The organism is Bradyrhizobium sp. USDA 4473 (assembly GCF_054063335.1).
The window spans coordinates 3,276,636-3,295,241 of the sequence record NZ_JBSSGE010000001.1 but is presented as its reverse complement, the minus strand read 5'-3'; the positions used below and the strand labels follow the sequence as shown (position 1 = coordinate 3,295,241).

The 18,606-nt window shown below is 58.5% G+C and carries 14 protein-coding genes and 2 pseudogenes; 11 read left to right on the top strand and 5 right to left on the bottom strand.

Going from position 1 to position 18,606, the window contains the following annotated elements; all coding sequences use genetic code 11:
* Positions 1–312: 312 nt before the first annotated feature.
* Positions 313–633, bottom strand: coding sequence for a hypothetical protein (locus tag ACVW17_RS15505; protein ID WP_456797417.1), 321 nt, complete (start codon positions 631–633; stop codon positions 313–315).
* Between the two features lie 813 nt (positions 634–1,446).
* On the opposite strand from ACVW17_RS15505, the gene ACVW17_RS15500 reads away from it, so the two are divergent.
* The 7 genes and pseudogenes from ACVW17_RS15500 (at position 1,447) to ACVW17_RS15470 (ending at position 8,321) form a co-directional block, all read left to right on the top strand.
* Positions 1,447–2,157, top strand: coding sequence for a hypothetical protein (locus tag ACVW17_RS15500; protein ID WP_456797416.1), 711 nt, complete (start codon positions 1,447–1,449; stop codon positions 2,155–2,157).
* A gap of 117 nt (positions 2,158–2,274) precedes the next feature.
* Positions 2,275–3,644, top strand: a pseudogene (locus tag ACVW17_RS15495) (M16 family metallopeptidase); the annotation flags it as partial.
* Positions 3,645–3,681: 37 nt separating this feature from the next.
* Positions 3,682–3,945 (top strand): hypothetical protein, encoded by a 264-nt coding sequence (locus ACVW17_RS15490; RefSeq protein WP_456799035.1) that lies wholly within the window; start codon positions 3,682–3,684, stop codon positions 3,943–3,945.
* A 56-nt stretch (positions 3,946–4,001) separates the two neighbouring features.
* Positions 4,002–5,366 carry a M16 family metallopeptidase gene (locus ACVW17_RS15485; RefSeq protein ID WP_456798959.1) on the top strand — a complete coding sequence of 455 codons (1,365 nt, stop codon included), beginning with the start codon at positions 4,002–4,004 and terminating at the stop codon, positions 5,364–5,366.
* A gap of 446 nt (positions 5,367–5,812) precedes the next feature.
* A complete protein-coding gene (locus tag ACVW17_RS15480; protein ID WP_456752545.1) occupies positions 5,813–5,965 on the top strand; it encodes a hypothetical protein in 153 nt (50 codons plus the stop codon).
* An 826-nt stretch (positions 5,966–6,791) separates the two neighbouring features.
* On the top strand, positions 6,792–7,541 hold the full coding sequence (locus ACVW17_RS15475) for a hypothetical protein (RefSeq protein ID WP_456797415.1): 750 nt from the start codon (positions 6,792–6,794) through the stop codon (positions 7,539–7,541).
* A gap of 60 nt (positions 7,542–7,601) precedes the next feature.
* Positions 7,602–8,321: a hypothetical protein gene (locus ACVW17_RS15470; protein WP_456797414.1), complete on the top strand. Its 720-nt coding sequence runs from the start codon at positions 7,602–7,604 to the stop codon at positions 8,319–8,321.
* A gap of 194 nt (positions 8,322–8,515) precedes the next feature.
* Here the strand turns inward: ACVW17_RS15470 and ACVW17_RS15465 are convergent.
* Both ACVW17_RS15465 and ACVW17_RS15460 read right to left on the bottom strand, forming a co-directional pair.
* Positions 8,516–8,881 (bottom strand): annotated as a pseudogene (locus ACVW17_RS15465) (IS5/IS1182 family transposase); the annotation flags it as partial.
* Between the two features lie 21 nt (positions 8,882–8,902).
* On the bottom strand, positions 8,903–10,741 hold the full coding sequence (locus ACVW17_RS15460; RefSeq protein ID WP_456797413.1) for an NEL-type E3 ubiquitin ligase domain-containing protein: 1,839 nt from the start codon (positions 10,739–10,741) through the stop codon (positions 8,903–8,905).
* Positions 10,742–10,834: 93 nt separating this feature from the next.
* Here ACVW17_RS15460 and ACVW17_RS15455 point away from each other — a divergent pair, with 93 nt between their 5' ends.
* Positions 10,835–11,041 carry a hypothetical protein gene (locus ACVW17_RS15455; RefSeq protein ID WP_456797412.1) on the top strand — a complete coding sequence of 69 codons (207 nt, stop codon included), beginning with the start codon at positions 10,835–10,837 and terminating at the stop codon, positions 11,039–11,041.
* Positions 11,042–11,570: 529 nt separating this feature from the next.
* On the opposite strand, the gene ACVW17_RS15450 is transcribed toward ACVW17_RS15455, so the two are convergent.
* Together ACVW17_RS15450 and ACVW17_RS15445 are read right to left on the bottom strand one after the other, a co-directional pair.
* Positions 11,571–11,816 (bottom strand): hypothetical protein, encoded by a 246-nt coding sequence (locus ACVW17_RS15450; protein WP_456752540.1) that lies wholly within the window; start codon positions 11,814–11,816, stop codon positions 11,571–11,573.
* 159 nt (positions 11,817–11,975) lie between these two features.
* Positions 11,976–13,604, bottom strand: a complete 1,629-nt coding sequence (locus ACVW17_RS15445; protein WP_456797411.1) for a hypothetical protein — start codon at positions 13,602–13,604, stop codon at positions 11,976–11,978.
* A 2,676-nt stretch (positions 13,605–16,280) separates the two neighbouring features.
* Between ACVW17_RS15445 and ACVW17_RS15440 the strand changes: the two genes are divergently transcribed.
* The 3 genes from ACVW17_RS15440 (at position 16,281) to ACVW17_RS15430 (ending at position 18,585) form a co-directional block, all read left to right on the top strand.
* The gene (locus ACVW17_RS15440) at positions 16,281–16,673 is read left to right on the top strand and encodes a cytochrome-c peroxidase (RefSeq protein WP_456797410.1); all 393 of its coding nucleotides are present in this window, start codon (positions 16,281–16,283) and stop codon (positions 16,671–16,673) included.
* On the top strand, positions 16,642–17,196 hold the full coding sequence (locus ACVW17_RS15435) for a cytochrome-c peroxidase (RefSeq protein ID WP_456797409.1): 555 nt from the start codon (positions 16,642–16,644) through the stop codon (positions 17,194–17,196). Before ACVW17_RS15440 ends, ACVW17_RS15435 begins: the two co-directional genes overlap by 32 nt.
* 1,158 nt (positions 17,197–18,354) lie before the next feature.
* Positions 18,355–18,585 carry a hypothetical protein gene (locus ACVW17_RS15430; RefSeq protein ID WP_456797408.1) on the top strand — a complete coding sequence of 77 codons (231 nt, stop codon included), beginning with the start codon at positions 18,355–18,357 and terminating at the stop codon, positions 18,583–18,585.
* Positions 18,586–18,606: the final 21 nt, after the last annotated feature.

Below are 18,606 nucleotides of genomic sequence, written 5' to 3'. Positions count from 1 at the left end.
AGGCACGGCTGTTGCGATGTTGCGAAACAATCTCAAGCTGTCGTTTGCGCTAAAAGGGAAGACGGAGACCGACTCCCTCCCACAACCGCAGAGCGACGGCAGGCACGCCGTGGCCCGATCAAGATAGCACGGCCAGCGCTTGAGCGGCGACTTGTCGACACTAGGCTGACTATAAGCCCCTTGCTAAGGCTCAGGGAGTGACAATATCTGGTCGATAGGAATACGAATCGCCCGGCGCGGCACCGCGGTTCACCCGTCCCCCTCTCTCCCAGGCGTTTATGAGGCCGCTACCTTGCGGTGGCCGGGAACCGGTCAAGCCTGCAGTCCGACATTTGTGAGAGCTTTCGCGGTTTCAATTGAGTAGATAAAATCCTCCGTGCCCCGCTGCTTGGCGCCTTTCATCCAGGCCTGAAGAACGCTGATCTGATCGGGCGCTGAAATCTTGGAGGAGACTTCCTTGAAGAACTCTGTCAATTGTGTCGATTCGGTTTGAATTCGCTCCTGCCAGTGCCAATAGGCCTCTGAGTACGTTTTCAAAAGCTCGTTTTGCGTTCCGATGACTCGCTTGGTGAAGTCCTGGAACGCGCCGGCTGCAACGCCGATGTCATCGTTAATTCCGTTCTCTTTCGTCATCACCGTCTCCTGTGTCGTTGTATATGGACGACGACGCCTGAGCAGAGCCCCCGCGCGTCATTCGTGGTCACCAATTGGCAAGTCTGCACTCTAGTTCACAATGCCGGACCAATCTGGTCCCTTCGTTCGACGAGCAAGCGACGTGCCATAAAAGACGCTGAGAAGCTGCCGTCCCTGAACAGGAACGACACGTGCTTGATATAGCGCTCCGGAAGCCCTGCTGACGCGCGTCGCAGTCGAGACATGAAAGTATCAAATCGGACACGGCAGAGTGCGACAGCGGCGGAGGGCGAATGGCAGCATGACGTTTTCACGCGCTCGTGCCTGATCAGCTCTCGTGCCGAACAATGATAAAGATTGACCGGGAGCAATTGCTCATAGTTCCAATGTTCTGGATCTATTCAACCGCGGGCCAGTATCCTGGAACAATACGTTGCCCGGGCGCGTGCCCATTGCTCGAAGCTGCGCGACGGCAATTGGTAGCGGTTCGAGATATACGGCGCCGGAGCAGTCGGCCGACGGTGGGCTAGCGATGCTATGCGTATAGATCGGTGCGTCTGGTCCAGTCGGCTTCGCGGAGGCGGCGCTCGAGCCAATCAGCGGTCATCATGAATATACTCGGCGTGCTTTGCGCCGCGATGAGCTTGTGCTGGCTGTTCACCCGAACGCTGGATTGGGCCGAGAAGTGTATTGCCCGGTATAGCCCCCACCAACACATGGAGGCGACGACGTGCCTGTATGTGGCTAATATGGTTCTACCAAAGTTCGGGAAGACAGCTTGTCCGCTAGAGCGCTCGCGACGAGGGGACTCGGATGATCAGGCCGGTTCGACGGAACTGGAGTCCAAAAGAATTGTTCAGCGCTCTTACGCCTGCGATGTTCGCCGCCGAACCATCGGCCATACGCGCACGCTGGGATAAATTGTGGCCTGATCTGTACACGGAGTATGATGCCCGATATTTGAAACAAGAACTTGCCGACCGAAACCTCGTCGCTACCGATGAAGCTGCGGCATTTTTCAACGCTTGGGCGATCGATGAAGAGCGCCACACCGATGGCTTCATCCGCATCATTGAACTTGTCGCTCATGGATCCGAAAGGGATCTTCGAGAGAGATTGGACGCTCGACCCCATGATTTTGGTCTGATCACCGAGCACCTGACTGACGAATTCTCCCTCATGGTTATGATCGCATTTGATGAGATGTGCACTTGCCGCGCCTACGCCGCGGAAAAGCCGTTTTACGACGCGCTTGGGAACAACACGTTTCATCATTGGCTGCGGGAGGTCATTGCCGACGAGGCGGTTCACGCGATGAACGCTGTTAACGTTATCCGCGCGCGCTATCCCGACCGCATTGGTCAAGTCGGTCCAATTCTCGATAGCCTAATCCGCGCGAGCGCAAATCTACGCTATTCTGGCACCTTCGTCCTAGACTACTTCGGCACAGTGTACTCCAAGGAGCTCCTCGCCACCTCTCGCCTCGCAACCATGAGAAATATTGCCAAGCCACTTACGGTGTAGAGCGAGGCTGTACCGGCGAGCCCTCGCGAAAGTTGATCCGGCGTCATTTCGCGGCTCAATCGCTCCTTCCCTGTAAGTTGCCAGTTGGCGCTAAAGGGTCGTGGTGCTTCGTGCGCAATGTCGTGTTCACGACATGCCGGCGCTCGATGTTCGGGCAGAACGACCGGGCCGGGTCTTTTTCGCGCCCCGTTGGCGCGTCGTCCGGCCCCGCGCGGGCCATCGGGCAATTGGCCCGGCCTTTGCTCCATTGCTTGCCAAACGGTGCGCAGCTTGCCGCTTTGTCGGCCTGTCCGCCACAGCACGCGAATCTCTATGGAATGGAAGGCGGCCATGAAGAACGGGCGTTCGGTCACCGCCACGGCGGGAGGTATCGCCACTGGCGCCATCGGTTCGATGACGCACACCGCCCTGGCGATCGAACACAGAACCGATGATAGCACGGATGGTAACCTATACTTTCCTGAGGAGGAGAGCGTCTTCGCCCAGAGCACGGTCACGTCAGATCGACCAGCTAGCTTCGCGCTTCATAACGGCATACAGGCGGTGGTGATTCCGGATCATCGGATACCCGTTGTGACACAGATGATCTGGTATAAGGTCGGGGCCGCCGACGAGCCGCCGGGCAAATCGGGGCTGGCGCATTTCCTCGAACACCTGATGTTCAAGGGTACCTCCAAACATCCGGCGGATGAGTTTTCCCAAACCGTGTTGCGCGTCGGCGGCAACCAAAATGCCTTCACCGGAACCGACTATACCAGCTATTTCCAGCATGTGCCGCGCGAGCACCTCGGCAAGATGATGGAATTTGAAGCTGACCGCATGACCGGTCTCATGCTCAAAGATGAGAAAGTGCTGTCCGAGCGCAACGTCGTGCTCGAGGAATTCAATATGCGCGTCGCAAATGATCCAGCTGCGCGGCTCGCCGAGCAGATGGTGGCGGCGCTTTACCTCAACCATCCCTACGGCCGTCCTGTGATCGGTTGGCGGCAGGAGATCGAAAAGCTCGACCACGAGGATGCGCTCGCGTTCTATAAGCGTTTCTACGCACCGAACGCCATCCTTATCATCGCGGGCGACGTCGAAGCCAGTGAGATCCACCCGATGGTGGAGAAGAATTTTGGCGAAATCCCCCGCAGCCATCGATCCCCGCGCAACGCCTGCGACCGCAGGAGCCGACCCCGACCGCGCTGCGCACCGTAACGCTGGCCGATCCGCGCGTCGAGCAGCCAGCCTTGCGCCGCTGCTATCTCGTACCGTCGGCTCGCACCGCTTCTGCCGGGGAGAGTCCAGTGCTTGAGGTGCTTGGAAAATTGATGGGCAGTGGCGTCAACTCATATCTCTATCGCGCGCTGGTAATCGACAAGCAGCTCGCGGTCGGTGCCTGGGCGGGGTACTACGCTGCCGCGCTCGATCCCTCGCAATTTGCGATTTCTGTCACACCAAAACCTGGTGTCAAGTTCGGCCAGATTGAGCGCGCCCTCGACGAGGTGATCGCCGACATTGCGCATCATCCGGCGAGCACCGATGATCTCGAGCGGGTCAAGGACCCGGCTGATCGCGCAAGCAATCTACGCCCAGGACAATCACGAAATGCTCGCGAGCTGGTATGGCCGCAGCCAGGCGACGGGGCTGAGCATCGACGATGTCCGAGGCTGGCCCGACGGCATCCGCGCCGTCGGCGCCCAGCAGGTGCACGAGGCGGCGCGGAAATGGCTCGACAAGAAACGCTCGGTGACCGGCTATCTCATCAAAGAGTTAGCGCCACAGCACGGGCAGAAGCTACAGTGACATATTCTTGCACACGACGTGGAGTTCTCCTCGGCGGGGCGTCGCTCTCAATTGCGATGCTCGCTTCGCCAACTTCGCTTGCCGCCATCACGACCACGGTCAAGCGTCTGGTTTCGTCTTGCGGTATAGAAGCCTGGTTCGTGCAGGATTCCACGGTCCCGTTGATCGCGATGGAATTCGCTTTCGGCGGCGGCGCGACCCAGGATCCCATCGACAAGCCCGGCGTAGGCCACATGGTTGCTGGCCTGCTCAACGAAGGTTCCGGCGATCTTGACTTCAAGACCTTTCATGAGCGTCTCGACCGTCGTGCGATTGAGCTGAGCTTCGGATCGCCCCACGATCACTTCCGCGGTGCCTTGCGCACCCTTGGGGACAACGGAGACGAGGCCTTCGACCTTTTACGGATGGCGCTAACCTCGCCGCGCTTCGACCCGGCCGACGTCGAACGGATCCGTGCCAGCGTGCTTGCTCGCCTTCGGCATTACTCGACCGATCCATCGTCGCTCGCCAATCGCAAGCTCCTCGAGGTCGCCTTCAGCGATCATCCTTATGCTCGCCCAGCCGCAGGCTCGATCGAAAGCGTGCCGAAGATCGAGGTTGCGGATCTCAAGGGCTATCTCCGACGCGTGATCGCAAGAGACACGCTCAAGATCGCGGTGGTCGGCAACGTCGATCCAGAGGTTCTCTGCAGACTTCTCGACAAGACCTTTGGCAGCCTGCCAGCCAAGGCGGAGTCGGTGTCGGTATCCGACGTGGTCGCAGCAAAGCCGCCGCAGCGTGTGTTCATTCCGTTCGATGTGCCACAGACAGTTTTGGCTTTCGGCGGTCCCGGCATTCGCCGCGGCGAGCCCGATTTCATGGCCGCCTATGTCGTCAACCACATCCTCGGTGGCGCCGGTCTGAGGTCACGGCTGTTCCGCGAAGTCCGCGAGAAGCGCGGGCTGGCCTATTCCGTCCGTGAGCACCTGGTCTGGAGGGATCATTCGGCCATGTTTGTCGGCAAAAGCGCGACCCGAGCCGATCGCGCCGGCGAGACGGTCGAACAGATCGAGAAGCAAGCCCGCCACATCGCCGAGGCGGGTCCCACCCAGCAGGAGCTCGATGATGCAAAGTCTTACCTGAAGGGCTCGCAGATGCTGGCTCTCAACACATCATCAAAACTTGCGCGAACGCTGCTGCGGCATCAGCTTGATAAGCTACCGATCGACTATTTCGAGAGGCACAACGCCGTTGTCGATGCGGTGACGTTGGAGGACGCCAAGAGGGCCGCGCAGCGGTTGTGGGGCCAGGGTCTGCTCACCGTTATCGTCGGCCACTCCCCGCTGGGCGCAGCACAGTCGCCCCCTGTCCCACCGGCCACGACGTCTCCGCCACATGCTGAGCAGCTGAGCGCCACACCATCACCCACCTTACCGAGGTAACCCAATTAGCTCTCTGGCAACATCGGCGGCGTGACCACAAGGCCCGCTCTCCTTCCGGTGGAGAACTGGCAGTTGGCTGCGGCGGGCACAGCTGAGCCACACGAATAACCGCTCGCCGATTGGCTTGTTGCTCATCTCTCACTTCTGGCCCAAGCAGCGCCGCCGGGATTCGGAGGCTTCGCAGCGCGAGAGGTCGAGCCTTTCGGCAGACCCGGAGCAGAGAAATAGGCGCTATGAAGTCGACGCTTCTAGTTCCGCTCCTTACTCGATTTGCCGCCGTAAATATCTTGCCTTCAGGCCTTACAGTTGTGCGCAGCTGGTGCTACCGTGGAGGGCCTGGCATTATGTACCGTGGTGCCAGCGGATCGATGCCTCCCCTAGATCGCAAGCTCTAGGGGAGGCATCTGAAAGGCTTCGGTCATCCCATGAAGGACATGGAGGCGAGCGTGAAGAAGCTTCATGCCGAAGCCGAATATGCGGATCAAATAGCAAAAAGCGCGACCGACCAGAAGAAGCGCGACCTGTACGAGCACCTCGCCGCCCATTTTAGGCAGCTTGCCGACCATATCGAAAGGGCCATGGCCGAACGGTCAGAGTGAGCGCTCAACAGACGGTGCTGTCTGTATGAATAAGGACTTGTCCGGTCTGCACAATATCAACATCAGATGCACAGATCATCCGGTGCGGGTCGTCGAGGGTACGCCGTGAAGAATCCCTGCGTCGGGCGTGGCTGGGCGCCCCTAGAGACACTCAAGCGGCTTCACACTCTTGCGCGAGCGCGCGCTCCATGGCGACCGGATCACGATCGATAATCGTCAGATAGGCGCGCGCGGTCCATCGTGGCCGTGTCAGGCGACAATGATGGCGGCGATCGTTGCCTCGACGGTGCTGCCGGTAATGCGTCTTGATCGGCCGCATTGCGGCGGCCCATCCCGATTAATGTATGCACGAAGGACTCATTACCTCGACCCATGATTGTCGAGCTGAATGATCGACCAGGTCATCACAGCCGTGCGACCCGGCTAAGGAAAAGCGTCTGCGCAACGGCGCAGCACCGGCTCGATCGTGCTCCCACAAGCCCACTATCTGACGTTACGTGCGATTCAGGCCATTTCATGCAGAAATGTGCACATGGTGATCGCGATGATCGTCACCGCGCACAGCCGACTCTTCGACGAACTGCTCGTTCAGCTCCTCACAAACCTCACGTGAAGCACGATCACGAGTGATTAGCTGCTGTTCACGACTGCATAGTCGTTGCAATCAGAACGCTCTGGTGGCTCGACGTTGGAAAACCCATCCGTTGCGCCGCTCTCGTGTCGAATATTCGATTGCCCCTTCTTTCTGCCATGTTCGCACCCAAAGCAGAGACTCGTCGATTGCGCACGTCGCGCGCGGCAATAGCGAGTGTCTCAGGAGAATTCCATGGTGAAGCCAGTTGTGATTGTAGTGGGCGCAGACAAAGGAGGGGTCGGCAAGACGACCGTGTCACGAACGCTTCTGGACTACTTCAACGTCAACAACGTGCAAACACGTGCATTCGACACGGAGTCGCCGCGAGGAACGCTGAAGCGCTTCTATCCCGCGATCACCGAGATCGTCGACATGACGACGACCGCGGACCAGATGAAGATCTTCGATACCCTGAACTCAGGGCTATCCGTCACCGTCATTGACGCCCGCGCCGGCTTACTATCCACAGCATTGGCCTCCTTGCGCGACATCGGCTTTTTGGATGCGGCGCGGTCCGGACAGATCACCTTTGCCGTATTCCATATCCTGGGATCATCGATTGCTTCGCTGGACGAGATCGCCGAGACCGCCACCTTCATGGGCGGCGCAAAGTACTATCTGGTCAAGAACTTCATCAACGACACTCAGTTCTTCCAGTGGGACCAGTCGACCTATAATTCCTATTTTCACGGCATCAAGCATGCGACCGAATTGACCATACCGAAGCTCAACGAGATGGCCTATGAGCAGGTCGAAGTCGCTTCTGTTCCCTTCGTAGACTTCGTCGCAAACAAGGGACGGAACGATGAGCCGGCGAACAACTCCTTCGTCCTGCGCGGCTATGTACGGCACTGGCTGGCAAACGTCTGGAGTGAATTCGATCGTATCAACTTGACGGAATTGGCCGGCGCCAAGTCTGCGCCCCGGAGCGGCGACAAGTAGTCGCCCTATCGGCAAGCGACGGGTTGAGACACACTACGAAGCGACATTGATCTGCTGGCTATGTTAGCGACCCCCATCTACATCATCTGCTCTCCTAGCCCGCAGGTCGGCAAAACCCTCGTCGCTCGCCTCGTGAGCGAGTACTTGCTGCTGAAAAATGGCACGGCGCTCTCCCTCGATGTCAATCTGAAGGAGCCGTCATTGCTCGATTATCTCCCCAACATCACGGAGACCGCGGATATAATTGACACTTACGGCAAGATGCAGCTGATGGACCCGCTGATCATCCACGATCGGGTCGCCAAGGTAATCGACCTCGGCTTCCATGCCTTCGACGAATTCTTCAAGATGTGCGAGGAGATCGGCTTCATGAAGGAGACTGCGCGCGGCCATGTCGTACCTATTATTCTCTTCGTCGCGGGCGCTGACCGTATCTCCTTTCGCGGTTATGAAATGCTGCGGCGGCAGATTCCTCCGGCGGCTCTGGTCACCGTCCACAATGAATTCGTGCTGCGCGGAGGATTACCTGAAGCGATGGAAGGCGAGCGAGTGCTTCGAATTTCCGCGCTGCCCCTGTTTCTGAAGAGATATATAGATCGACTTAGCTTTTCGTTCACCGGATATCTGCGCAACGAGAAAGACTGGTCCTCCGAGCTCCATCAGTGGATCCGACGAAATTACACCATGCTTCGCGATCTGGAATCGGGGGTGATGCTGCGGGGGCCTTATCGATCTCGGGCGACGAATATCGAGAGCCTACGGCGCACAAGGGTAACTTGAAGTTCCGGTTCGCCATCTATTTCGATGGGTGGGTGGTCAAATGCAATTGCGATATAGGATTCCATCTGGGTTATGCAGTCGTCCCGTGAAGATCCGGTGCAGCGCCCGGCTCAAGCGATGTTTTGAACCGGGAGAGTTTTGACGAAGATGCGGATGACGCGCAAAAGCTCTCCCAGCCATCGGAGGAGCAGTCAGAAGTTGTTGCCGGCGGCGGCAAGGACGACGTTAATGCGGTCGCCAAGGCGGCCCTTAAGATGGTTGCGGTCCATGCGGTGTTCGGCCTTCGTCGCGGATGACGGGCTCGACAGCCGCGCGATGCTTCATTTCACGACCGATGAGAGCGGTAACGCGGCGGACCTGACCCGAGAGCCTGAGCCGAGGCCGGTGGTTGTGACCACGATGCCCTTTGTTGCTTGATCCGGTGAGGCTACACGCCGGTGAGCTTCTTTATGTGGGCAATGACAAGGCCGAGCGTGTGCCGCGAAGAGATTGCCATGCAGTGCTTTGGCATGGAGGAAGAACTGTCTGCCCTTCGGGGACGTCACGGGAGTGGCGATACTGCCTTGGAATTGAATGGGGCTTCACAGCTGGAGGCCGCGCTCAGCAAGCACCTGACGCATTAGGTCGCCCTTGATCTCGCGGGCGATCTCATTTGATATCTCGGGTCCGAGCAACCGCTCGGCGTCCTCATCGCCGGTCAGTTGAAGACCCGCGAGCCGGTGATTCAGCCGGCGCTTGAACTCCTCCCCCATTGCATCATGGAGTCGGGTCTCCATGACGTTATGGGCTTCCGGTGCAATGCGCTCCACCACCACCTCCCAAGGCTCCCAGCGCGTCGCCAAATAGTTGGCGAATTCAGTCGCCTCCTTGTCCCGCACGATCGTTTCGGCCGTGTCGATATCAGCGTCAGTGACGTCCGAGACGTCGAAAAAGCGCATAGCGGGAGCGATGTGCTCCAGTCCCAGGCGCTCCCGCAGCTTCGTCTGATAGGCAAGGTAGACCTCGATATCGTCGACATCGCCGATGCGACCGTCGGTTTGCAGCGATTCGACCTTCTTGCGGGCAATCCCCTCCAGCGCGTCCAGGCGGAACATGACCCGGCCCAGATCGATGAGATCGGCAAGGCGACCGTCATTATCATAGACGCCATTCTTGACGTCCTCGATCATGCGTGCGTTTTGCATGGCGTTCCAGGTCAACGTGACTCGATCTTCGCAGGTTTGACCGGCGTCAAGGGCCAGGTCGAAATACTGCTCACGCAAGTTGCTGTTCGTCGTAGCCCGCCGCAAATCATTAACCACCATCCGCCGGAACCCTTCATCGCTAGAGTTCACTGTTCTCGACAGCCGGTCGAGGAACCGCGCGTATTCCGGGGCCCCCCTTTCTTGTTCGAAGCGCTGCCAGGCGGCCATTACCGATGGCTCGGCCTCGAACCAGTCCGCGACAACCTCTTGCAGAGACCGCGGCTCGACTTCCACAGTTCCTTCGGCGGTCGAGAAAAAAACCTGCGGACCTGCATAGCCTGCGGCATGTATCGCTGTCGCCAGGCCGGCCTGCACCCAATCGGGGAGCGGGTTATTCTCCAGATCAACGCTCGAGTCACGGCTTAGCTGTGTCAGCAGGGTCTCGGGCACGCTGATTAACTGGTTGTTGCTGGCGCCGAGCCATAGCAGTTCGGGAGGCACCGCTTCGGGCAGGCTGGTCAGCTCGTTATGGCTGGCGCTGAGCCATTCGAGTCCGCCCGGAAGAGGCTCGGGCAGAGCCGTCAACCGATTGTAATCGACGTTCAGGCGCTGGAGCCCGGCTGGAAGCTCCGGCAGACTGGTCAGGCGATTGCCGCTGGCGTCCAGTTCCTCAAGCGTCGCCGGAAGGCGAGCAGGCAGACTGGCCAGCTGATTGTTATCGACGTTCAGGCGCCGCAACCCGGGCGATAGCTGTGCGGGCAGGTTGGTCAGCCCGTTGCTGATGACATAGAGCCGTCGCAGGCCAGCCGGCAGCTCAGGCAGGCTGGTCAGCCGATTATTGCTGGCATAGAGCCGCTGGAGACCTGCCGGAAGGTCTTCAGGAAGGCTGTTCAGTTGATTGTCGTCGACATTCAGGCGACGCAGCCCGGCCAGGACCGGCGCAGACAAGGCGGTCAGGGACAGGGACGACAGATCGAGGGCCTCATTGACATCGCCTGTCTCCCGCCAAGCCCTCGTACGACTTACCGCCTGTTGCCGATCCTCGTGTTGCCCCTGCCCGTCTTCGGCGGCCCAGTCCGCCAAGACGTCGAGCTGCGAGCTAGACGCCTCGTCGGCGGACGCCAGCGTATCCGTCAGCGCTTCGCGCCACTGCGTTGTGGCCGGAGACCCCGGCTCGGAGGTTTCCGAATCGGAAGTTTCGGAAGGAGTGCCTAAGCCAAGTTGCTCTGTATTCATCGACGCCGTTTCTTCCTGTCCAAATGAAGCGAATGCGTCCGCAGCCGCACCTTTAAGCCGTCAGACCTCACCATGGTTGGCGCTCATCGGCTGATGACAAAGCTGTCGATCATACCGCGCGATCACCACCCACGGCTGGCGCGAACACCCGGCCGGTTTGCGGCCGAGCGACTGCAGCCGGACGCAGCACGCCCGCACGAAGTCTCGGCGGTGGATCGCTTGACGATGGAACCCATCCAATTCTCTTCCGCCGGAGCCGAGCACATCGACCCGGACCTGCCAGCCAGTAAAGACCTCTAGCTAGGAGACGTAGCTGTCGATGAGCTGACGGGCTGCGTAGCGACGAACAATGGGCGGAGGGCTAGTCATCGGCCTCCTGGAAACTCAGCTGCCGGCTTGGCTGACGAGAAGCGGGCGAGACCAAACGGAGCTTCGAGATTGGCAAATTGGGCGCTGTTTACGGCGCGTCGGCAGCGCGGCGATGAGTCGGCCAGTTGCAGGCCCAGTGCGCGCGAGGCGACAAATCCTCCCCTGCTCGCTCAGATAGCCGCATTGGTGCCCTAGCTAGCTTGAAAGCCCGCAATCCCATGTAGCACCGCTCGCGCTTCACTGCGAGGCGGCATGCCCCGACGCAATCGGCGAAGGCTGGCTTATGTCTTCCTGGATGAGGAGCTCCCACCTGTTCTGACTTAGGCGGCGAGGATCGATCCTGCCAGAGGCTCACGCTGCCGCAGGTTTCGGCCAGCAGAAGCTGATGATTTGGCTCTTGCCGGGACGCCTTATCAGTTCAACAATTGAACAGCGGCATCTCTAGTGATCAACATGAAACTCAATGTAGTAGATCCGCCCCGCGACCGACAAACTCGAGCACCGACTGCGCCTCGTTGATCTCGCGTGAGACGCGCTTCAATATCCGGATTGCCACCTCTTCCGTCGCGATCAGCCCCGCTCTCTCGCAGGCTAAGCCAAAATGGTGCATCACCTGTTCGTAGGAAGGCGCAACACGATTCTGCAACAAGCTGATCGTCAATGATGAGAGCATCTGCTCGACTACATCCTTCTCAGCCTGGATCAAGAACAACGTCCTTCTATTGTTTACTCGCTTCTGTGAATTGCAGACGCTTCCGATTGCGTCGTAAGAGCGTCGCTGCGTCGGATCGTCGTATTGCTCCGTCGCGGCATCATGCGCGTTGAACAGCGCTTAAGAAGAGACTTCCTTGGTCGATTGCCTCGTCTAGTGAGACCACTTCTCCCCTGTACTGGGCGGCGTGGATTCACTTTGTATGAGTTGCAGTTCCCCGATGATCTTCGCTACCGCCTCATGGCCCTCTGCGCCTCGCGGCCATCTACTGAAACCGTTCATCAGGCTCTCCGATTCCGACTTGGTAAAGTCAAAGAACCGTACACCGCGGCCAAGGACCTCATGGACGACCGCCATCGTGGCTTGGCGAGCGGCGCTCTCGTTCGGCCATCTGTTGAAACCGATCACGAGGCCCCTGAGGTCCTGGACAGTGAAGTCTGAGAGTCCCGTCCTCCGGCCGGCGCGGCGAACGATCTCGCCCGCGAGCACAACGGTCACTTGACCACAGGGCGGCTCCTCCGGCCAATTGCCGAAGCCGTTCACCAAGTTCGCGAGCCCCTGCTGTGAAAACTCGTAGAGCCGAGTGGCACGGCGCAGAACCTCACGAGCGAGTGCGACTACTGCTCGGCAAAACGCCGGCTCTTCCGGCCACTTGCTAAAACCGTTCACCAGGTTTGCCAAGCCCTGCTCGGTAAGATCGGACAGTTGGGCAGCGCGCCAAAGTACCTCACCCGCGATCGCAACTGTCGCCTTACGACAGGTCCCATGTTCAGGCCATTTGCAAAACCCGTTCACGAGGTTCGCCAGCCCCTGTTGGCTATAATGATGAAGTTGGTCGGCACGGCGCAAAAGCTCATTTGCGATCGCGACTGTGGCCTGACGAGAGGCCGCCTCATCGGGCCATTTGCTAAACCCATTCACCAAGTTTGCCAGATCCTGCTCGCTAAACTCATGAAACCGGGCGACCCAGCCAAGAACTTCGCCTGCGATCGCAATCGTGGCTCGACCACAGGCCAGCTCTTCCGGCCACTTGCTGAAACCGTTCACCAGGATGGCTAATCCCTGCTGAGGAAATTCGCAGAGCCTGCCGGAACGACGCAGAATTTCGCGTGCGAGCACGGCTGCGGCCTTGCACGAGGCCGCATCATCCGGCCATTTGCTGAATCCGTTGACCAGGCTCACCAATCCTTGCTGTGTAAAGTCAGAGAGCTGGTGATGGCGGCCTGCGCGCCGAATGACATCGCCCGCGATCGCAACCGCCGCCTGGCGAAACTCCGCTTCTTCCGGCCATTTACTGAAGCCGTTTATCAACGCCGCTAAGCTCAGGTTGTTCAACTCTTGAAGCGGTCTGCTTTCGTCGTGACAAAACTTGCCTATTCTGATCGTTCCTTTGCGACATTCCGCCCTGTGGGAGTGCCGTCCGAATGATGCTGCAAATATGGAAAGGGCTCTTATTCCGATTTTCCCGATCAGCGCATGGTCGAGCAGCGACAGACGAGAAGCTATTCTCTCGCAAACGTCCCGGCCGGCTTGACCTCCGGCCTTTCGGCTCACTGCATTGCACGTCGTGGCATAGCCCCACGACTTCCCGGCACGGATGCTGTCCTCGAAATTTGGCAGGAATCTAGATTGAAACTCAAGGGCCGCCTTTTGCAAAAAAACCGGATGGTCCGTCTTGCGCAGCTGCTTGTCGCGCGCAACCACCACAGTTGAGAATTCTGCAATGTCGCGAGCACGATCGATTTCGCTTAGCGCCGCGGTCAGATTGGCTTGAGCAGACATGGGATCTTCCGAGTTGCAGCGCCTTGTGCGCCCACGAGTTCAATGCTACCTGTTATCGCTTGCGGCCGATATTAACCGCCCATGCGGTTCAAGCACCTGCTGGAGAGCGGGGCTGGTCACCGGGGCGCGCTCTCGCCGCGGAACAAGAAATGCGCTTGTGTTGTCAGCAGCATTCTACGCGCGCACCGTTCCATCACATCATCGCATATCGCGACTCCGGTTGTTACAGCGCGAATGACAACGGCCAACACGGTATCGTCCCGCCGATGGATGCACCTTCTTGCCCACGGCCCACGAGTGAAACAACCGGCAACTGGGAAGCCCGGCTCCCGGATCATATTGAATCACTCGACGGCCGCTCAGCCTGCCTTTTGTCTTTAAGGCTTTGCGACCCTACAACCTGACGCAGGGTAGGATTCAAGTCATGAAATATTGGCTTGAACTTTGCATAGCCGGCCATCGCGATGACTATCAATGGAGGCCTTATTCAGCTCGAATGACCTCGACGGACATTCTGCTTCTGAGATCCAAGCCCCCCGCGCGTTTCATTCGATCGATTCGCGCGCAGGATATCGCGGTGAAGCTCGTCTTATCTGGAGGGAAACCACTTCGCGATTTCCTTGATGTCGGTTAGTGCGCGCCTCCTACTAATGGACATTCCCATTGAGAAAACGATTGTGACTGTCCGGCGACAAGCGCAGGACGACCGCGTCGGGGGGACCGGCAAGCACAATGAAGCTGCGAGATCGCTGCGCCGCCCGAGGCCGATATCGATATGCTTGCAGTCGTGAGCCTCCCGTCCTGAGTTACGTCACTGCACGCCGATCGCCCCGTGGAGCGCAGGAATTCCACAACTAGCATGATCGTGACGCAGAAAAGCCGCAACGACTTGCGGCAAATTCCTGTCGCGCACTTAGCATAAGGTGATATCGCTTGATCGGATCCTTGAATAGATCGAACCGCTCGCCACATCCGCCGGGCGATGACGACAAGTCCCAGGTTCAGGCACAGTCATCGGCATGAACGCGGATGGAGCGACTGAGCAGTGCTGAGGCGTACGTATTGTAGTTTTTATGCCAAGTGAACCTGCATCTGTGATGACTTCGATTGATAATAGATTAAGTGAAATCAGATGGGTGCGGAACGAGATCTGGCGCTGTCGTAGGCTGCTAAAAATGGAACTGCCTCGCGAGGAGGGTGAGGCCGTTGAGAAGCGTTTGCTTGAACAGCTTTCCGACTTCGCACGGCTCCTGACGACCGCATTTCCTCTGGTCTTGGGTTCTGGGGTGCACTCAACCAGAGGCAGTCCCATCGGTTCAAGTGACTCCACTGAACCGCTCGTTGAGGAGTCCGCAACGGCACCAACCGATTCCTTCGGAAGCTCGATCGACGGCTAATTCAACCCGCTTCCCGTGCTCAAGAAGCCGACGCCTTCGGCACCTCACTCCCGATGCACGACGATTGGAACGGTGTTGACGCCTCGTTTTTTCGACCCGCCCGTTCTTTCCGCCGCGATTGGCATTACCCGGCGACATTCGACACGCAGCTCCTTGAAATTATCCCTCAGACAAAACAGGGCCGCGTCCACATCGCCACGTCCTGTAAAGCGATCACAGAAGCGCATCACGTCCGGTCTGCAAGACGTCAAGATCTCTTCCGACCTTCGTTCCCGTGCGCGAGCGTATCCTGCGCACCATGTAGCTGCGACCGCAATCGCAACAACGGTGGTTACATGGCGAGGCGCACGGTAAGTCCAATCCCTTCGTTGCTTTTGTTTCAACAGATCTCTCGTAAGCTTCATACCCTTCACTGTTGCCCCCCGTATCATCTGTTTAGGAAAAGCAAGTCGCCGCATCGGTGGACGCGGTCGCGCCACTGCGAACGCGGCATCATCGTTGCGGCGCTTACCAATCATCCGTGCATCGCGCGCACAAGGTTATGCCGCCACGCCAACGCGGCCGGCATAGCGCATGCAGCCCCAATTTTATTTGCCGCGTGTAGGTCTTGTGACATTCGCGACGTTCGTTCCTAACACGACATTTCTGCAAAGGACGGCCCGATCCACCTTCGAGCTGCGTACAACCTAACGCTACGGTCGATTCAAGGTCCACGATGGGCATATCCACACTCTAATTGAACAGTAAGGCGAGCCAGCCGACGATTACATTCCTTAGCGCGTTGTCGCGCGTACGCGACGTCATCCAACGGTGGCCGATAGCGGCCGAGCTGGGAAGCAACGCATTGTTGAAGGGATTTCGCTAGGGCGCATGATTTCATCGCGCCGATCGCGCGAGGGTTTGCGTCCACGCAACTCGCTTTGTTCGGTGCTCGGCTTAGGCTGCAAGCCCGCCCCTCAAAGTCACGGAATCGACAGCCTACAACTTGACCCAAAGATCCTGGATCGCCGGACGTCAGAGCGGTGATCGTGGGACAATTAATCGATTCCAAATGTTCGGGCCGACTCCCGCTATTTCCGTAATCGTTCAAGACCAAATCAAGGGCCCAGACCATCAACTCCACTGGCACGGCCGTTGCTACGAACAGCGACAGCTAATGAGACTTTGGTAAGCACCCGAAAAGACGCCATTCGTCTTTGACTGCAGAGACTCGTTGCATGTCAACGGCTACCCCGCTCTGTTCGCGACTTCCACAAATGACGACAAAGGCGAGGTTTAGATGAGGAGATCAGCCGCACGAGAGCTTTGCATCGTCGGAGGGTTATGCGTTCTCGCCGCTGGAATTCTCTCGTCGTCAAAGGCAGGCACTGATGATACCTTGATGAGTGCGGCGAGGCAGATTTTCAAGCCGATCCCACCTGTCGTTCCTGCGGTCAAGGACAACCCCATCACCCACGAAAAAGTCGCACTCGGCAAGACCCTGTTCTTCGATCCGAGGCTATCGGCGAGCGGCGTGATTAGCTGCAATACGTGTCACAACCTTGGAACCGGTGGAGTAGATGCCGGCCCGAGGTCGATTGGTCATCGCTGGCAGCTAGGTTCGCGCCGCGCGCCAACGGTGTATAAACGCAGTCTTCAATGTGGCGCAGTTCTGGGACGGGCGCGCGGCTGACCTCAAGGCGCAGGCCGTAGGTCCCGTCCAGGCCAGTGCTGAAATGAATGCGACGCCCGCTCGCGTTCTGAACACATTGAATTCAATGACCGACTATATCCTCATGTTCAGCAAGGCGTTCCCTAACGATGCGACGCCCATCACCTTTGACAATTTCGCCAAGGCCATCGAGGCTTTCGAGGCAACCTTGATCACGCCCGCCGCCCCGTTCGACCAATACCTCGAGGGCGATGCGTATGCTCTCAATGATCGGCAGAAGGCAGGATTAAAGCTATTCATGGAGAAAGGATGCTCATCCTGCCACAATGGTATCAATATAGGCGGTCAGGATTACTTCCCGTTCGGTGTGATGGAACGGCAAACCGCAAGCCTGCTGCCGAGGGACGACAAGGGCCGTTTCGCCGTCACCAAGATGCCCGGCGACGAGCATGTTTTCCGCTCCGCCCCGTTGCGCAACGTCGCATTGCGTCCCCCTATTTCCATTCGGGTCAAGTTTGGAGCCTCAAGCAAGCTGTTGGCGTGATGAGTGAGATACAACTCGGCGCGAAGCTCAACGATACAGAACAAGACGACATCGTCTCGTTCTTAAACTCGCTCACCGGACAGCTGCCTCAGATCGATTATCCGATATTGCCCACGCGTACCGACGCAACGCCAAAGCCCTCTACGGACCAATAGGTTATTCACTTGACCCAGCCATGCTCTCGTCGACTGCCACGGGAGTGGCACTCATGCTTCCCGCAGCGAAGTTAGAATCCGGCTCCGAATCGTTCCGGTTAGCCCCTCGGTTTTCAGCAACCGCTTACCTGAGCGCCTCCGCCTCTCGCCTGTCATTTGGAGCAAGCACCGGGCGCGTCGTCTCGGGGCTTCGGGAATGCCGACCGCCGCGCGCGCGGCGTTATCGCCGTGATCAGGAGTACAATTGATGAGGCCGCCGCAAACCCACCTTTGATCGTCAGCGTCGGCAGGTTCGTGCGCCGATCAGGACGGAATTACGTACGCCAGCATTTAGCGATATTCGAGAGACCTCGTCGGAAATGGCAACGAGCATACCACAGTTTCGAGAACGCGCTCGTGGACCGTCACAAGCTGCGTCAGCTCGCTGATGTGGCGCCAATCGAACGGCATCCTAGTGACGACCTCCGCATAAGAGTGAATGTCACGGTCGTGGCCTCTGCAACTCAGCAAGAGCCGACAGTATCATCTTCAGCTTCTATCCCGCCTCTCCTGCATGGTTGGTTCGCTACGCGAACGTCCGAAACTCAACGACACGATGGAGGATTCCACACACGCGGGAGGTCATACGAGCTTCACCATGAACGAAGCCTCCCCCCGCACCATACTGTTAACCGGCACGCAGATTGCTGGGGGAGGAGCAGTGAGCTGCCGCAAGTAGAAATGGCCCCGGCGGGGTCCCAATGAGACTTATCCGATTGATCCTATTCGACCTGGCCTTGATGCTGCTTGCACCTGAAGTCGCAGAAGCCATGAATGCGGACGTCGGCGCACACTTCACATCAACCACCAGCGCTGTGGCGCCGTTCGAGCGGATCGCCGGCCATGAGGCGGTAGTATCAAGCCCTGGGGATAACCAACGCGTCTACAGCCAAACGACGCAAGCCGCGCCAGTCCAGCGGCGGACAAACTGAGTCCGACCAAGCTGGCTGAGGATTCCGCGATATTGGACGCCCGCCTTGCATGTGTGATCCGTCAGCCCTTCCGGCAGCGTTCGATTGCCACGATCCTCGATGACAGGGAGATGCTCAAGATGCCGGCCGCCGTAACACCGTCGATCTGCAATGCTGCCGCGGCAACTTTGGGCCTCCTCGGGGCGGAAACGCCGGGCTGGAGCGAAACAGACTGGATTGTCGGCAGCAAGGCGTTCATCGCCTTGCGATCATTCTCGTCGTGATTTGATGGAAAGATGCAGCAG

Coding starts and splice junctions, on each gene's coding strand:
- ACVW17_RS15470 (WP_456797414.1), top strand. CDS start 7,602: ATGTTAGCGACCCCCATCTACATCATCTGCTCTCCTAGCCCGCAGGTC.
- ACVW17_RS15505 (WP_456797417.1), bottom strand. CDS start 633: ATGACGAAAGAGAACGGAATTAACGATGACATCGGCGTTGCAGCCGGC.
- ACVW17_RS15460 (WP_456797413.1), bottom strand. CDS start 10,741: ATGAATACAGAGCAACTTGGCTTAGGCACTCCTTCCGAAACTTCCGAT.
- ACVW17_RS15440 (WP_456797410.1), top strand. CDS start 16,281: ATGAGGAGATCAGCCGCACGAGAGCTTTGCATCGTCGGAGGGTTATGC.
- ACVW17_RS15485 (WP_456798959.1), top strand. CDS start 4,002: ATGCTCGCTTCGCCAACTTCGCTTGCCGCCATCACGACCACGGTCAAG.
- ACVW17_RS15490 (WP_456799035.1), top strand. CDS start 3,682: ATGATCTCGAGCGGGTCAAGGACCCGGCTGATCGCGCAAGCAATCTAC.
- ACVW17_RS15500 (WP_456797416.1), top strand. CDS start 1,447: ATGATCAGGCCGGTTCGACGGAACTGGAGTCCAAAAGAATTGTTCAGC.
- ACVW17_RS15455 (WP_456797412.1), top strand. CDS start 10,835: ATGACAAAGCTGTCGATCATACCGCGCGATCACCACCCACGGCTGGCG.
- ACVW17_RS15475 (WP_456797415.1), top strand. CDS start 6,792: ATGGTGAAGCCAGTTGTGATTGTAGTGGGCGCAGACAAAGGAGGGGTC.
- ACVW17_RS15445 (WP_456797411.1), bottom strand. CDS start 13,604: ATGTCTGCTCAAGCCAATCTGACCGCGGCGCTAAGCGAAATCGATCGT.